At 52.4% G+C, this 12,035-nt stretch carries 12 protein-coding genes; 6 read left to right on the top strand and 6 right to left on the bottom strand.

Translation table 11 applies throughout. The features are described from left to right. Window positions 1–124 precede the first annotated feature (124 nt). From ACR0L9_RS15525 to ACR0L9_RS15515, 3 genes are all read left to right on the top strand, one after another. Window positions 125–565 (top strand): TspO/MBR family protein, encoded by a 441-nt coding sequence (locus ACR0L9_RS15525; RefSeq protein ID WP_480896028.1) that lies wholly within the window; start codon window positions 125–127, stop codon window positions 563–565. Window positions 566–630: 65 nt separating this feature from the next. Then, a complete protein-coding gene (locus tag ACR0L9_RS15520; protein ID WP_480896027.1) occupies window positions 631–1,131 on the top strand; it encodes a CIA30 family protein in 501 nt (166 codons plus the stop codon). A 210-nt stretch (window positions 1,132–1,341) separates the two neighbouring features. Then, the gene (locus ACR0L9_RS15515) at window positions 1,342–2,514 is read left to right on the top strand and encodes an adenylate/guanylate cyclase domain-containing protein (protein ID WP_480896026.1); all 1,173 of its coding nucleotides are present in this window, start codon (window positions 1,342–1,344) and stop codon (window positions 2,512–2,514) included. A gap of 351 nt (window positions 2,515–2,865) precedes the next feature. Here the strand turns inward: ACR0L9_RS15515 and ACR0L9_RS15510 are convergent, their stop codons facing one another. After that, window positions 2,866–4,398 (bottom strand): phospholipase D family protein, encoded by a 1,533-nt coding sequence (locus tag ACR0L9_RS15510; RefSeq protein WP_170408446.1) that lies wholly within the window; start codon window positions 4,396–4,398, stop codon window positions 2,866–2,868. 309 nt (window positions 4,399–4,707) lie between these two features. Between ACR0L9_RS15510 and ACR0L9_RS15505 the strand changes: the two genes are divergently transcribed. Beyond that, window positions 4,708–5,502 carry a hypothetical protein gene (locus tag ACR0L9_RS15505; RefSeq protein WP_480896024.1) on the top strand — a complete coding sequence of 265 codons (795 nt, stop codon included), beginning with the start codon at window positions 4,708–4,710 and terminating at the stop codon, window positions 5,500–5,502. Window positions 5,503–5,539: 37 nt separating this feature from the next. Here ACR0L9_RS15505 and ACR0L9_RS15500 read toward each other — a convergent pair whose 3' ends face one another. The 5 genes from ACR0L9_RS15500 to ACR0L9_RS15480 all read right to left on the bottom strand — a co-directional run bounded on the left by ACR0L9_RS15500 (window position 5,540) and on the right by ACR0L9_RS15480 (window position 10,085). Beyond that, window positions 5,540–5,989: a MarR family transcriptional regulator gene (locus ACR0L9_RS15500; protein WP_170647199.1), complete on the bottom strand. Its 450-nt coding sequence runs from the start codon at window positions 5,987–5,989 to the stop codon at window positions 5,540–5,542. Further along, window positions 5,979–7,079, bottom strand: a complete 1,101-nt coding sequence (locus tag ACR0L9_RS15495; protein ID WP_170408444.1) for an Acg family FMN-binding oxidoreductase — start codon at window positions 7,077–7,079, stop codon at window positions 5,979–5,981. The genes ACR0L9_RS15500 and ACR0L9_RS15495 overlap by 11 nt, the downstream gene beginning before the upstream one ends. Before the next feature lie 215 nt (window positions 7,080–7,294). Then, window positions 7,295–7,972: a GntR family transcriptional regulator gene (locus tag ACR0L9_RS15490; RefSeq protein WP_170613814.1), complete on the bottom strand. Its 678-nt coding sequence runs from the start codon at window positions 7,970–7,972 to the stop codon at window positions 7,295–7,297. Next, window positions 7,969–9,000, bottom strand: a complete 1,032-nt coding sequence (locus ACR0L9_RS15485) for a Gfo/Idh/MocA family protein (RefSeq protein WP_480896022.1) — start codon at window positions 8,998–9,000, stop codon at window positions 7,969–7,971. Before ACR0L9_RS15485 ends, ACR0L9_RS15490 begins: the two co-directional genes overlap by 4 nt. Further along, entirely contained in the window at window positions 8,997–10,085 is a 1,089-nt protein-coding gene (locus tag ACR0L9_RS15480; protein WP_480896021.1) for an isocitrate/isopropylmalate dehydrogenase family protein, read from the bottom strand. The genes ACR0L9_RS15485 and ACR0L9_RS15480 overlap by 4 nt, the downstream gene beginning before the upstream one ends. A 135-nt stretch (window positions 10,086–10,220) precedes the next feature. Here ACR0L9_RS15480 and ACR0L9_RS15475 point away from each other — a divergent pair, with 135 nt between their 5' ends. Next, window positions 10,221–11,228 (top strand): tripartite tricarboxylate transporter substrate binding protein, encoded by a 1,008-nt coding sequence (locus tag ACR0L9_RS15475; protein ID WP_170423468.1) that lies wholly within the window; start codon window positions 10,221–10,223, stop codon window positions 11,226–11,228. Window positions 11,229–11,284: 56 nt separating this feature from the next. Further along, window positions 11,285–12,034 (top strand): hypothetical protein, encoded by a 750-nt coding sequence (locus tag ACR0L9_RS15470; protein ID WP_480763335.1) that lies wholly within the window; start codon window positions 11,285–11,287, stop codon window positions 12,032–12,034. Window position 12,035: the final 1 nt, after the last annotated feature.

Genomic DNA, 12,035 nt, shown 5'->3' with positions numbered 1-12,035 from the left:
ATCGAAGGTGCCACGGTGTCATATACCGATGCCGATGAGATCAGTACTGCGACCTTCTCTTCCGAAGCGCTTGTCAACGTGACGACCAAGGACTGCTGAAAGCTATCCCACAATGTCGAATTGGATGGTCCGCATAGCATTTCTTGCGCTCGTGTTGGGAGGCGGCATCCTGATTGGGATATTGACCGCGCCCGGGGATTGGTATGCGCAGCTTTCTAAACCTGCTTTCAATCCACCAAATTGGATTTTTGGGCCGGTTTGGACGGTGCATTATGTCTTGATCGCCATGGCGGGTTGGCGTCAGTTTGAAACAGACCGAAGCTCGACTGCCATGAAGCTGTGGTGGGCACAGATGGGTCTAAACTTTTCGTGGTCCCCAATCTTTTTCATACTGCAACTACCGTGGTTTGCGTTTGTTGTAATTGCCGCGTTGCTGGCTGTCATCGTCATGTTCATCGCTCTGGTCAGGAGCTCGGATCAGGTTTCCGCACTAGCCTTCCTGCCGTACTTTGCATGGGTCGCATTTGCCACTGTCTTGAACCTTTCTATTGCAATACTGAACTGAGAAAAAACGATATGCGTGGAAACTTCGCTGGGCTTGTTTCAGGTCTTGTTATCATCGGATCTATAATGGCACAGGCTGATGAAAATCTTGCAGAAGACTTCTCCAAGTCTCCGGAGACGAGTTGGGACTACGTTGCCGACACCGTCATGGGAGGGGTTTCTTCAGGGCAGGTGCAGTTTCGTTCGGATCGTGATGTTGCGTTCGCCCGGTTGACCGGAACCGTCAGCACAAAAAACAACGGCGGCTTTATCCAGTTCCGACGCAAGTTGTCTGATCGACCAGATGCGGGTGTATCAGGCGTCAGGCTGTTGGTACGGGGGAATGGCGAGCAATACTTCGTCCACCTCAGGACACGTGGCACGGTGCTTCCATGGCAATACTATCAGGCCGCGTTCGCAACTTCTGACAACTGGGCCGAAGTCTGGTTACCACTCTCAGGCTTCAAGGCTTCAGGTGCCATGTTGCGCGCTATTCCCGTTGCTGACGAAATCACCTCAGTTGGAGTTGTAGCCTACGGGAGAGATCACGAGGCCCGCGTAGATGTCAGCGAGATTGGTTTCTATTGAAGGTTTCCCAAGAGAGGGCTGCAATCTTCAAATAGGTCTGTTTGGAACCGCGCGGGATCTAAATTTACAAACCATCTTCCCGATGGAATACATTCCGTTGATGCCCGAGCATCAATTTGGACAGGTCTGATCAAGCTGCTCAACAACAGCAACCGACATTGCCAATCCAATTGTCTTTGCTCATCGTTTCCAAGCGACTAAATTGGGTCCATGGAAGAAGTCACTCGACTGACCGAATGGATGATTACAGAAGGTCGTCGCTCCGGTGATCCTGTAAAGGTGGTGTCACAGTTTTGTTCCTCCTTGATCGAAGCCGGAGTGCCGCTATGGCGGGCAAACATTGGCCAGCGCTTTGCCAACCCATTGCTTATTGCCTGGGGGGTAGTTTGGACGCCTGAAGGCACCGACAGCTACGACGTCACGCATGAGACGATGTTGACAGATGGTTATGTCGGGAGTTCATTCGAGTATATTCTTGCGAACAGAAAGCCACTTCACAAAAGTCTTCGGCGACTGGACTTGGAAACAGAGCATTCATCCTATCTTGAATTTGCAGAGCAGGGCGGCACCGACTACTACGCTACTTTGCTCTATTACGGCGATGGATCGCTGCATGGATGTACGTTCGTTACTCAGGCAAAGGATGGATTCTCGCCCGAACATCTTAGACTGATTGAAGCGGCCTTACCGGCCCTTTCTTCCGCCTTGGAACCTGTCACGATGCGAAAATCGTCTAAAGGTCTGCTTCGAACTTATTTAGGAGATGGACCTTCCGAGGCCGTCTGGAGCGGCAATATAAAGCGCGGAGAGCGAACAACTTTGGATGCCGTGGTGATGTTCTCTGATCTGCGAGGCTTTACAGCACTTTCCGAGACCTCTCCGGAAGAAGATATCTTCGACACGCTTAGCGACTATTTTGATCTGGTGGTTAAAGCCGTAGAGGACAACGGTGGAGACGTCCTCAAGTTCATGGGCGATGGCATCCTGTCGATCTTTACTATTGAAGCTCAAAAAGACCATGCCGACCGCTGCAGAATGGCGGCTCTTGCAGCGCAGAGTGTGCTGAGTGGTTTGAACGCTCTCAACACCAGACGAGACGGGCTTCAAAAACCGCCTTTGGATGTTGGTATTGGAATTAACGTTGGGCAGGTCAGCTATGGTAATATCGGCAGCCCCGGCAGGCTTGATTTCACAGTTCTGGGCGGGGCGGTGAACGTTGCAAGCCGAATTGAAGGTTTAACAAAATCAACTGGTCGGAGAGTGTTGGCGACGTCAGCCGTTGCAAGTGCTGCTCCGAACATGTTCGTTAGCTGTGGGGATCACGAAATACGTGGCCTTGCGCAGCCCATTGAGTTGTTCTTTCTCACTGAAGATGCACAATAATCAGCTATAGTTATTCAAAACAATCTACCTTCGGCATCTTACGAGATTAGACGATCGCTAGAAATGAAACACAAAGCGCAAAAATTCACTAAGGCGCGGCAAGCTGAACCTAACTGTTCAAGTAACCGGATAACGGGACTTGCCCGATAACGTTCAGCTTCCCTGGAATGATAAACATGTCCATTGACTTTGGTAGCAGGCATTATCCCGCCAGCAGTTTATAAAATGAATATCTAGTCTGTATTAAGAATTAGATATTGGGAAATATCTGCGACTGATGACCTATGTCTTTTCTGCCGCCATCTTCGCAGGCGTCGGTGACGGCCAAGCGATCAGGTAGTTTGCAGAAACCTAAAGCTGGGACCCAATTGGTAAAATACTTAATAACCCGGCAACTATGTGATCCCAGGCCGATCCTGTCGGCTCGAATTGGTACTCAAGAATGGTGCCATCATTGGCTCTTGTCGTCCATTTAAGCTGGCCAGCTTGCTCGAGCGTCACGTTATATGTGTATGCGGGTAGTGCGTCGTCCAAGGCCCCCATCGTCTGCGCAGTCAATGCTGGCGAGTCAATCAGAATTCCCATCTCGGTGTTGATGTTGACAGATCGCGGATCCCAGTTGAATGAACCCACGAACAAGTACTGGTCATCAATTGCAAATGCCTTGGAGTGCAGGCCTGACCTGGATTGAGCCCAGTTAATACCGCGGCGTTGGACTTGATAAGCGTCGGGTCGCAGCTCGTAGAGTTCTACTCCACCGCGTAGCAGTGCTCGGCGTTTCTTGGCGTAGTGTGCGTAAACGGGTGCGACGTCGTTAGATGCAAGAGAGTTGGTTACAACCTTTACGTCGACCCCGCGGTTCTCGAGTTCGGTCAGCCATTTCACACCGTTGTTGCGCGGCACGAAGTAGGCGGACACGATGTTCACTTCACTGCTGGCATTCTCAAAGTACGGAAGCAATTGAGATGCAAGAACGGGACCTGAGTTCTCGAGGCCCGCGGCCTTTGAAGGCGGATCAGCATAAAGTTTCGCTGGCAGCCAATCCAGTAACAGGGCGCCATCCGCGAAGTTCTCTTTTGCCGACTTTCTGAGCGCTGCGCCGTACTGCGTTTGCTTCGCTTCCTCGACGAGCTCATTCAACCTGCTGCGTGCATCGCTCAGGTCAAATTCTTCGGGTTCTCCGACAACCACGCGAGCCGGAACTGCGAATTCGCTGTTCCAGTAAGCGTCAAAGCTACGTGACACTTCGCGTACAACTGGGCCTGCGGCCAGCACATCCAGATCAGCATAGTTCATTTCTTCCCGCGCCAAAAAATACTCGGCACCGATGTTTCTCCCACCTACAATCGTGAACACGTTGTCTGCTGTCATGGACTTGTTGTGCATTCTGCGATTGATGCGTTTGAAATCAGTCAGACCCGCGATCAAAAGGCTCTGATCTCGCCAGAACGGGTTGAACAGCCTTATTTCAATGTTTTTGTGATTGTCCAACGCAGCGGTCATCGCGTCGTAGCCGGACGTATCCATATCATCCAACAACAGCCTAACACGAACACCCCGATCCGCCGCTTGCAAGAGACTGGCAGCGAACAGGTGACCGGTTGGGTCGTCGTGCAGAAGATAGTATTGCGCGTCTATCGTTCGCTCGGCCGCAGTGGCCAACAACAGCCGTGATACGAGCGCTTCTTCTCCATCACTGATCAGCTTGATGCCTGACCGACCGTCTTTAGGATCCCCAAGGCGATTGGCCGCCTGACCCAGAGCAGTGCTGGAATTTGCCGGTAGCGCAGCAGATACAGTCTTTTCATACGTGCGGGTTTTCGGAGCGCAAGCGACAAGAAACAGCGCGCAATAAACACTAATCACGAACTTCCACAGCGCCATTGGCTTTCTCCAACCCTATGCCCTAGGTGACTACGCCCGAGCACGCGATTGCAAGTTTGTTCTATGAAGCCTGAGGTTGTTTCGTTCGCTAGTGTTGATTTCGTAACTCTCACAAGCGCCATGTTGTTGGTTTGCGATTTCGACACACCCCTAGTTCCAACGGACTATGGCAGAACCCAGATGCGTCGAACCACACCGCTCGTAACCAGTTTCCGTGTTATAAGTCTTTGATCAGGTAAAATGATGCTCTCTGATTTTGGAAGTTTAGGTGCTCTTAGCATTGACGTGTTACGATTCCGCCCCACAGTTTTGACGCAGATTTTCGGAGCATCCAGAGTGTTTGTGAGGACCACCGCCTTAGTGATTTTTGCTGTGTCGACCCCGGCCACGGCATTGCAGCTTCGCGAAACAGGGCGTTATGAACTTAATCAGCCCGCAAGTCTTGACTACGATCCGACCTTTTGTGGGTTGTGGATTGCGAACGAGGGGCCCGAGGCAATTCTCGTTACATTGCAAGGTGATGAATTGCGCCGTATATCCAGCGATCTCTTTCGGATCAAAGCAATTGCTGTTGAAGGGGATCACTTGTTGCTGGGCGATGGTCTCGGCAGTCTTCAACGTGTCACCAAGGACGGATCACGCCTGGGAGCACCCTTCGAATTGGAAGGTGGTTTCGCGGATACGGAAGGAATTGCGATCAACGCCAAGGGACAGATCGTGACCGTAGAGGATGACCCCGAACGGTTGTCGTGGTTCACCTCAGAGGGTGCTTTGACGGCGAGGTTGGATACCATGAAGCTCTCTCCTCCCTTGAGTGAGGCGCAGGGCATCGCGATTGATCCGCGTACCGGCCACATGTTGATTGTTGATGACTGGGAAGGGTCAAACAGCCTGTATGAGTTCACGGCAGATGGCCAACTTCTCGCCAAGCAAAGTTTGTTAGAATTCGGAACCGATCCAGAAGGCATCGCCATTAGGCCGGGGTCCAATCAACTGTTCGTTGCATTCGACGGTGGCGCGAAGATTGTGACATTTGACTACACGCCCACTTTGCCTGAAGGATCGCCGCCGCTCCCGCCGGGCGCTGATTGCATGATGTTCTGAAAATTTGGTTGCTTGATTCGGCTGGCGCAGGTTTCGGCTAGTCGCGCTCGCTGTCCAAAGTTTCGCGTATGAGCGTCAGATTAGGCAATGATTCATGGAACGGTTCAGGCCCGAGTTCGGACAAAACTGGAGCCAGGGATTCCGACATCCGCTCCATACAAGCTTTCAAAAACTCAGCGCCTTGCGGTGTAGGCCGAGCAATTTTCGAACGCTTGTCATTGGGGTTGGCTTCAAGAGTAATCAGGTCATGATTTTCAAGACTGGAGAGCATGTGCGTCATCGAAGTTTTAGGCACTTGAAACGCGTTCGAAAGTTGCTGTGGAGTTTCACCCTCGGGACGCCGTACCAGATGGCCCAAAATTCCGAATTGAGTCGCCGTCATTCTACCAGGCAAGAACGCTTCCAGCTTGGTCGAGATCAACTGATTGATGATCCCGACCTCGGTGAAGAATCGGTAAACTTCGTTGGTCTCATCTTCAGGCTTCATTCAGAATTCGTGTCTCCAGCGGCCAGCGGGGTGTGGCAATTGGTTCAGGTCCATACCCCAAACGCAGCAACATTTGCACCGTGTGGTCCGGTGACGCAAGAAGCTCATGCGCCAGAGCGTATTCATCGGCCATCTCAGGATATTCCTGAAGGGCCTGGCTGACAGGATGAACGCCTAGGCCCATTTCGGTTGTCTTCAGGTAGAAACGCATCAACTGACGTCCAGCATCAAGTTGATCGCTTCGCGTATTTGTGGCTGTCGCGAGGACTGCGTATTGCGGTGTCGCGTCTAGCATAGCGAAGTAGTCTTGCATGTGCGCCTGAGTGCCTGGGTGATCAACGTTCATCAGGGTCTCGTTGTCCAATAGGCCAGTAAGTCGCAGCGTTTCCAGCATGGGATCACGCAGTTCAATCCCGTCTGGGTTTGCGTTGATTTCTGCTTTGCCGATCCGCATCAGGTCGACGGATTCTCTAAGGGTCTGTGGAGTTCGCATTTCGATTTCAAAAGCGCGTTTTGTGAGGTCTCGAATACGGGCCACTAGATCCTCATCGGAAATCAGAGTGGCATAGTTTTCAAGGACCGATATTTCCGCCTCAGAGAGCCGCTGTTCAGTGTACGGTTCTTTATTTGAATGTCGGTTGAGGATTTGATCTGAGAGTGGATCGGATGCCCCGCCAGATACAAACATCGCTTCTGCGATAGGTCCGTCATTCCCACCTGGCAGTAACTCGACCTCTGTATCAAACCCCTGTGCACCTGCTGCTAGAACCATCGTCTCAACAAATGCACCGAGGCCAATATAGAGCTGGCGGTGGTAAGGATCGGTTTCAGGAAGCTCACGTTCAGGATCACGGTGGATGCGCACTTTGTCTTGCCCAACCAACTCGATCAGCCAAGGTTGCAAATTGTGCGGATTGGGGGCGAGAATTGCGTAGGACAAAGCAGCCTTGCGTGGGTCATCATACGGTTTTGGCGTCCACGGAGCTAAAGCTTCATGGGGCGTACGTGTCGTGAGAAACCCAGCCGCGCCCGTTGCCGCCAGTATTGTGCCTCCGCCTAGAATCTTGAGAAAACGTCTTCGGTTTGGCATCTTGACTCTCCAATAGTACGATATCGAACTAAATTAATACGAAATCGTACTATTTCAACCCCAATCGATGCAGTGATTGTTTGAGCGACTAGAAAAAAGAATATCAGAGCAGCCGGAGGCAACTGCGGGTTGCCGTTATCGACAAGTATTCGGAGCGCCTTTAGTACCGAAAATAAGCAGATATTTTAGATGATTAATGGCTGGATACGAGAAGATCAGAGGCTGTTGAGCCGATGCTTTTCGAGTATCTCGCAAAGCATAGCCTTGGCTTGCAGCCTGTGTTCTCGATGACGTTCACGGGCGACATCCGGTCGACCTTCACTAATCGCATGGAAAACAACCCGGTGGTCTTCATTGGATTTGACGGGCAGGGGTCTGATGAACAAGGTCGTTGCGCGCGCGCGGCGCACCTGGTCGCTCATCATGGCGACAATCGCTTCGACCCGTTTGTTGCCGCCCAACCGAACGAGCTCTTGATGAAACAACTCATCGGCCTCGGCCCAGGCTTCAAGATCTTGGGATTCGATGGCTCGGTCCATCTTCGCAATTGACCCAGCAAGTACCGAAAGTTCATCTTCTGAATAACCCGCTTCGGCAGCGCGTTGTGCAGCGAGGCTCTCGAGCTCCGTCAGGATGTCGTAGATTTCACGCATATCGTCTGATGAAACCGGCAGTATCCGCACGCCTTTGCGGGGCCGCATTTCCAGCAACCCCTTGCTTTCCAACATGAGCGCAGCTTCCCGTATCGGGGTGCGGGACATACCAAGGGTTTCGGCGAGTTCCGACTCTAGGTGGTCCGTTCCGGCTGCAAGTTCGCCGGACAGGATCATCTGCCGCAAATCCCTAACGGCGCGTTGCGTATTGGAAAGAGTTTTTGCGTCTTGACCCTTCACGGCGTCTCCAGGTTGATCTTTCGTCCCTCCGCAGCCGAGAGATAGATGCTCTCTTCGATGCGGATCACGTCCAAATAGTCTCGAGCCGTGTTTTCCAGCGGCGTGCCCTTTACAAGGCCTGAAACGACGTGACTTTGCAAGGCGTGGACGCAATCGCCGCCAAATCCATTATGATCGCTTGGAGGTAGAATTTGCTGCTGCGTCTGCTTTCCAAAAGCGCGGAGTTCAACTGAACCATCGCCGTTAAGAACCAATGATCCTGTTGTTCCTTCAATGAGAGCTTCACCCATAGTTTGACGCAGGTTTTTGGCGCTGTGGTCAAGACACCTGTTCCCATCGAACAGAGCTTTCAAACCATTGGGATGATCAAACAGGATATAGCCGGCGTCCTCACCCGCGATAATGGGGTTCACTTGGCGCAAGTCCGCATAAACTGCGCTGGGCGCATCGAACAAGAATCGGAATGTGTCGACCCAGTGAACCGCTGTTTCATGAACCAGGAAACGCGGCATGTCCTGAAAATACGGCTGCCGGTCAAGGTAGGCTCGTGGTCCCTGTCCGTCGCCGGGCCGAAGCCGGAAAGTAGCTTGCAAAGGTGTACCAATTCGACCCTCGGTCATCGCCTCTTTGATCGCGCGATACCAAGGTTGAAAGCGAAAGTTCTCGTGTACAACAATAGTTGCTCCTACCGCTTCGGCCTCTGAAACAATTTTCTCAGCTTCATGCAGCGACATGCAGAAAGGTTTTTGGCAGATCAACCACTTTATTCCAGAGCGCAACGCCATTCGGATGGCATCGGCCTGCGCTACAGGCGGAAGGATGATGTCCACAAGATCTGGTTGTTCCGCCTCCAGCATTTTTGATAGATCATCGTAAGCGGCCAGTCCTGTATCTTTCGCCTTTTTGATGTCACGGTTGCAGGATGCAATCGGAATCGCTCCGGGCATTCGAGACCAGCTTTCGTAGTGGAACTTGCTGAAATACCCCGCACCTACGCACGCGACCGTGATGGCTTGTTGAGTATTCATGCCAGCAATGCTTCCAATACCGATGAGGCTGCGTCCTGTGTTCCGGCTGTGCCACCTAGGTCACGCGTCAGGTTTTGACCGCTCTCAGTCACCTTTTCCACGGCTTCCTGTAAACGTTCGCCATCTTTGGACAATTCTGGATGATTATGGGTCAACCCTAACCATTCAAGCATCATTGCTGCAGACAGGATCATTGCGAAAGGATTGGCAATGTCTTGTCCCGCAATGTCCGGAGCAGAGCCGTGACAGGGTTGGAACACGGCGTGGTTCAACCCGATATCTGCTGAAGGAGCCAATCCAAGACCGCCCATAAGGCCGGCGCCAAGGTCAGAAAGGATGTCGCCGAACATGTTCTCAGTGACCAAAACATCGAATTCCCAAGGTTTTTGAACCATCCATAGAGCGGTGGCATCAACATAAGCATGGTCTGCCTGCAATTCGGGATGGTTTGCAGCTTCTGCATCAAACATCGATCTGAAGAACGCAAAGGCGCGGAATACATTGGCTTTGTCGACACATGTAACTCGACCCCGACCGCGCCCGGTTCTTTTGCGGTTCTGGGCGAGTTCAAACGCAAACCGGAACAGTTTTTCGGACACCTCACGAGTGATCAGCAGAGTTTCACGTGCTTCGTGTTCAGTAACTTCTCCAGCGCCTTGGGTGAAGAACAGTCCTTCTGTGCTTTCGCGTATCAAGACAAAGTCGATCTCTTTTCCGGGAGGCAGCGCCAAGGGGGTCATTTGTCCGCTGCTTACCTTTACTGGTCTTACACCAGCGAAAAGTCCAAGTTGCTTTCGCAGATCGATCTGCGGTGAAATCTCGGTTCCGTCAGGGTAGCGAACATCCGGCAAACCCATTGCAGATAGCAGAATCGCATCAGCCTTGCGTGCAGTTTCAAGTGAACCAGTCGGAAACGATTCTCCAGTTTTGGCGTAGTGGGCTGCGCCCGCCGGAGCGTCTGTAAACACCAGTTCGTAGGAAGGACCGCCGCGCGAGAGCTGACGCAGAATTTCAAGCGTAGGGGCCATAATTTCCGGGCCGATTCCGTCCCCGTGGAACACTGCCACATCATAACTTTTCTTCATCTTAGCCCGCTTCCTTCCCGTTTCGCATTCATAGCGCGATAGCAGCTTTCACTACAGTCCGTTGACAACGCATTCTTTAATGTATACGCAAATAAATGCAATAATAAACGCAAAGATGTTTGGGAGGACTTGGAAATGAAACTGAAGCTAGGGCAGTTGGCGGCCGCAGCCGTGATTGCAACCGGGATTTCAGGGGCTGCTACCGCGCAGGATTACCCTTACCGTGATATCACCACAGCTGTGGTCTGGGGGGCCGGTGGCGGCACGGACACGATCAACCGAATGATCATGGCCGAAATGGAAAAACACCTTCCAGTCTCGATCAATGTGATCAACCAAACCGGTGGGGTCGCAGGCTCCAACGGCATGGTCTACGTCATGAACCAACCAGACGATGGCTATACACTGGTTGGTCTGTCTGAATCGAACGTCACCGCTGCTGTGCAGGGTGGTTGGGATAAGAAATTTGACTTTTGGTATCCGTTTATTGTTGGCGGATCACCCGATCTGATCTCGGTTCCGGCGGACAGCCCTTACAATACTCTGGAAGAACTGGTCGACGCTGCCAAAGCCGCTCCTGGCACTATTCCCGCTGCCGCGTCCGGCGCGGGTTCGATCCACCACTTGAATCTTCTCGCCATCGAGAAAGGGTCCGGTGCAGAGTTCAAGTTTGTTCCATACAAAGGCTCAGCGCCCGGGCAGGAAGCGGCGATAGCAGGTGAGGTTGCGTTGGTTGTGACTTCGCTGGCTGAACAAGCTCCTTTGATCGAAGGCGGACAGTTGAAGCCACTTGCGATGTTGACACCGGAAGATGCGCAGATTGCCGGAGCTACAGTGCCATCTGCCTTTGGCATCTATGACGGTCTCGACAAGTATCTGCCACTAAAACAAGCCATCGGATTTGCCGTTCACAGCTCGGCTGGAGATGATGTGAAGGCGGCCCTCGGCGAAGCGTTCGAGCAGGCGATTGCATCCGATACCGTCGCTGAATGGGCTGAGGCAAACAATTATGATGTCGGTGGTCAACACGGCGAAGAAGCTCAAGAATTGTTTGCGAACCTTGAGGCTACTTTTGCCTATACCTTGCAAGATTTGGGCGCTGCCACGGTCGATCCAGCCTCGCTGGGTATCGAGAAGCCCTAATCCGATCAACTTTGGAAGGGCGCGTCTGATCGCGCCCTTTCCTCCAGGAGGCAGGCATGGACAAAATCGACGAAACACTGGTCATGCGGACCCGCGATTTCTGGGCTGCGATTGTTCTAATAACAGTGTCCGTCTTTTTCCTTTGGAAGACGTTGGACATCCCACTTTGGGGTGAAAACCGCGCAGGTGTAAGTGGGTCGGACTGGTACAACTCGGCTGCAATTGTACCGTTGTTCATCTTCTGTGGATTGCTTGTGTTGTCCTTCGTCTTGCTGGCTAATTCGATCCGCTCAGGTGGAGCCCAGAACGCACTCACGGCTTTGGGGATTGGATGGGATAAGTCGGAAGCCTATCGAGCAACAACAATAGGCCTGATCCTTCTTGCATACGTCGTCGGGCTGGTTCCCAGAGTGGACTTCATATTGTGCTCGGGGTTACTGATTACAGCTTTGACTTACGGCTACTACGGCGGTCACGCGCGGCGTGCTTTGGTAGCCTGTATCGCAGTTGTTTCTGCCGGGGTTTTTGCGTTCGCCGTGTTTCCCGCGCAGGCGGAATGGAATGCACACGGTGATGATTGGTTTACACTGGCCCTATGGGTCTCGCTATCACTTGTGGTGTTGATCAAATCGGCTTCCGAACGCGTTTTGCGGTTTGTGCCAGTCGTCGCAATACTGGCCCCGCTGATCCTCGTCTGCGCGATGGCCTTTATTTTCCGACAGAACGTGCCCGCGCGCGGGGGGCTGATCTTCAAGCAAATCGAATACCACTACTACGTGACGCTTCGTCCGTTATGGAAAGACTGAC

Source organism: Ruegeria sp. I3, from assembly GCF_056532525.1.
This window is presented reverse-complemented; position numbering and strand designations above follow the sequence as displayed.

What these genes read in the sequence shown, in the direction of transcription:
- ACR0L9_RS15525 (WP_480896028.1), top strand. Translation starts at nt 125, where the DNA reads ATGGTCCGCATAGCATTTCTTGCGCTCGTGTTGGGAGGCGGCATCCTG.
- ACR0L9_RS15520 (WP_480896027.1), top strand. Translation starts at nt 631, where the DNA reads ATGGCACAGGCTGATGAAAATCTTGCAGAAGACTTCTCCAAGTCTCCG.
- ACR0L9_RS15515 (WP_480896026.1), top strand. Translation starts at nt 1,342, where the DNA reads ATGGAAGAAGTCACTCGACTGACCGAATGGATGATTACAGAAGGTCGT.
- ACR0L9_RS15510 (WP_170408446.1), bottom strand. Translation starts at nt 4,398, where the DNA reads ATGGCGCTGTGGAAGTTCGTGATTAGTGTTTATTGCGCGCTGTTTCTT.
- ACR0L9_RS15500 (WP_170647199.1), bottom strand. Translation starts at nt 5,989, where the DNA reads ATGAAGCCTGAAGATGAGACCAACGAAGTTTACCGATTCTTCACCGAG.
- ACR0L9_RS15495 (WP_170408444.1), bottom strand. Translation starts at nt 7,079, where the DNA reads ATGCCAAACCGAAGACGTTTTCTCAAGATTCTAGGCGGAGGCACAATA.
- ACR0L9_RS15485 (WP_480896022.1), bottom strand. Translation starts at nt 9,000, where the DNA reads ATGAATACTCAACAAGCCATCACGGTCGCGTGCGTAGGTGCGGGGTAT.
- ACR0L9_RS15480 (WP_480896021.1), bottom strand. Translation starts at nt 10,085, where the DNA reads ATGAAGAAAAGTTATGATGTGGCAGTGTTCCACGGGGACGGAATCGGC.
- ACR0L9_RS15475 (WP_170423468.1), top strand. Translation starts at nt 10,221, where the DNA reads ATGAAACTGAAGCTAGGGCAGTTGGCGGCCGCAGCCGTGATTGCAACC.
- ACR0L9_RS15470 (WP_480763335.1), top strand. Translation starts at nt 11,285, where the DNA reads ATGGACAAAATCGACGAAACACTGGTCATGCGGACCCGCGATTTCTGG.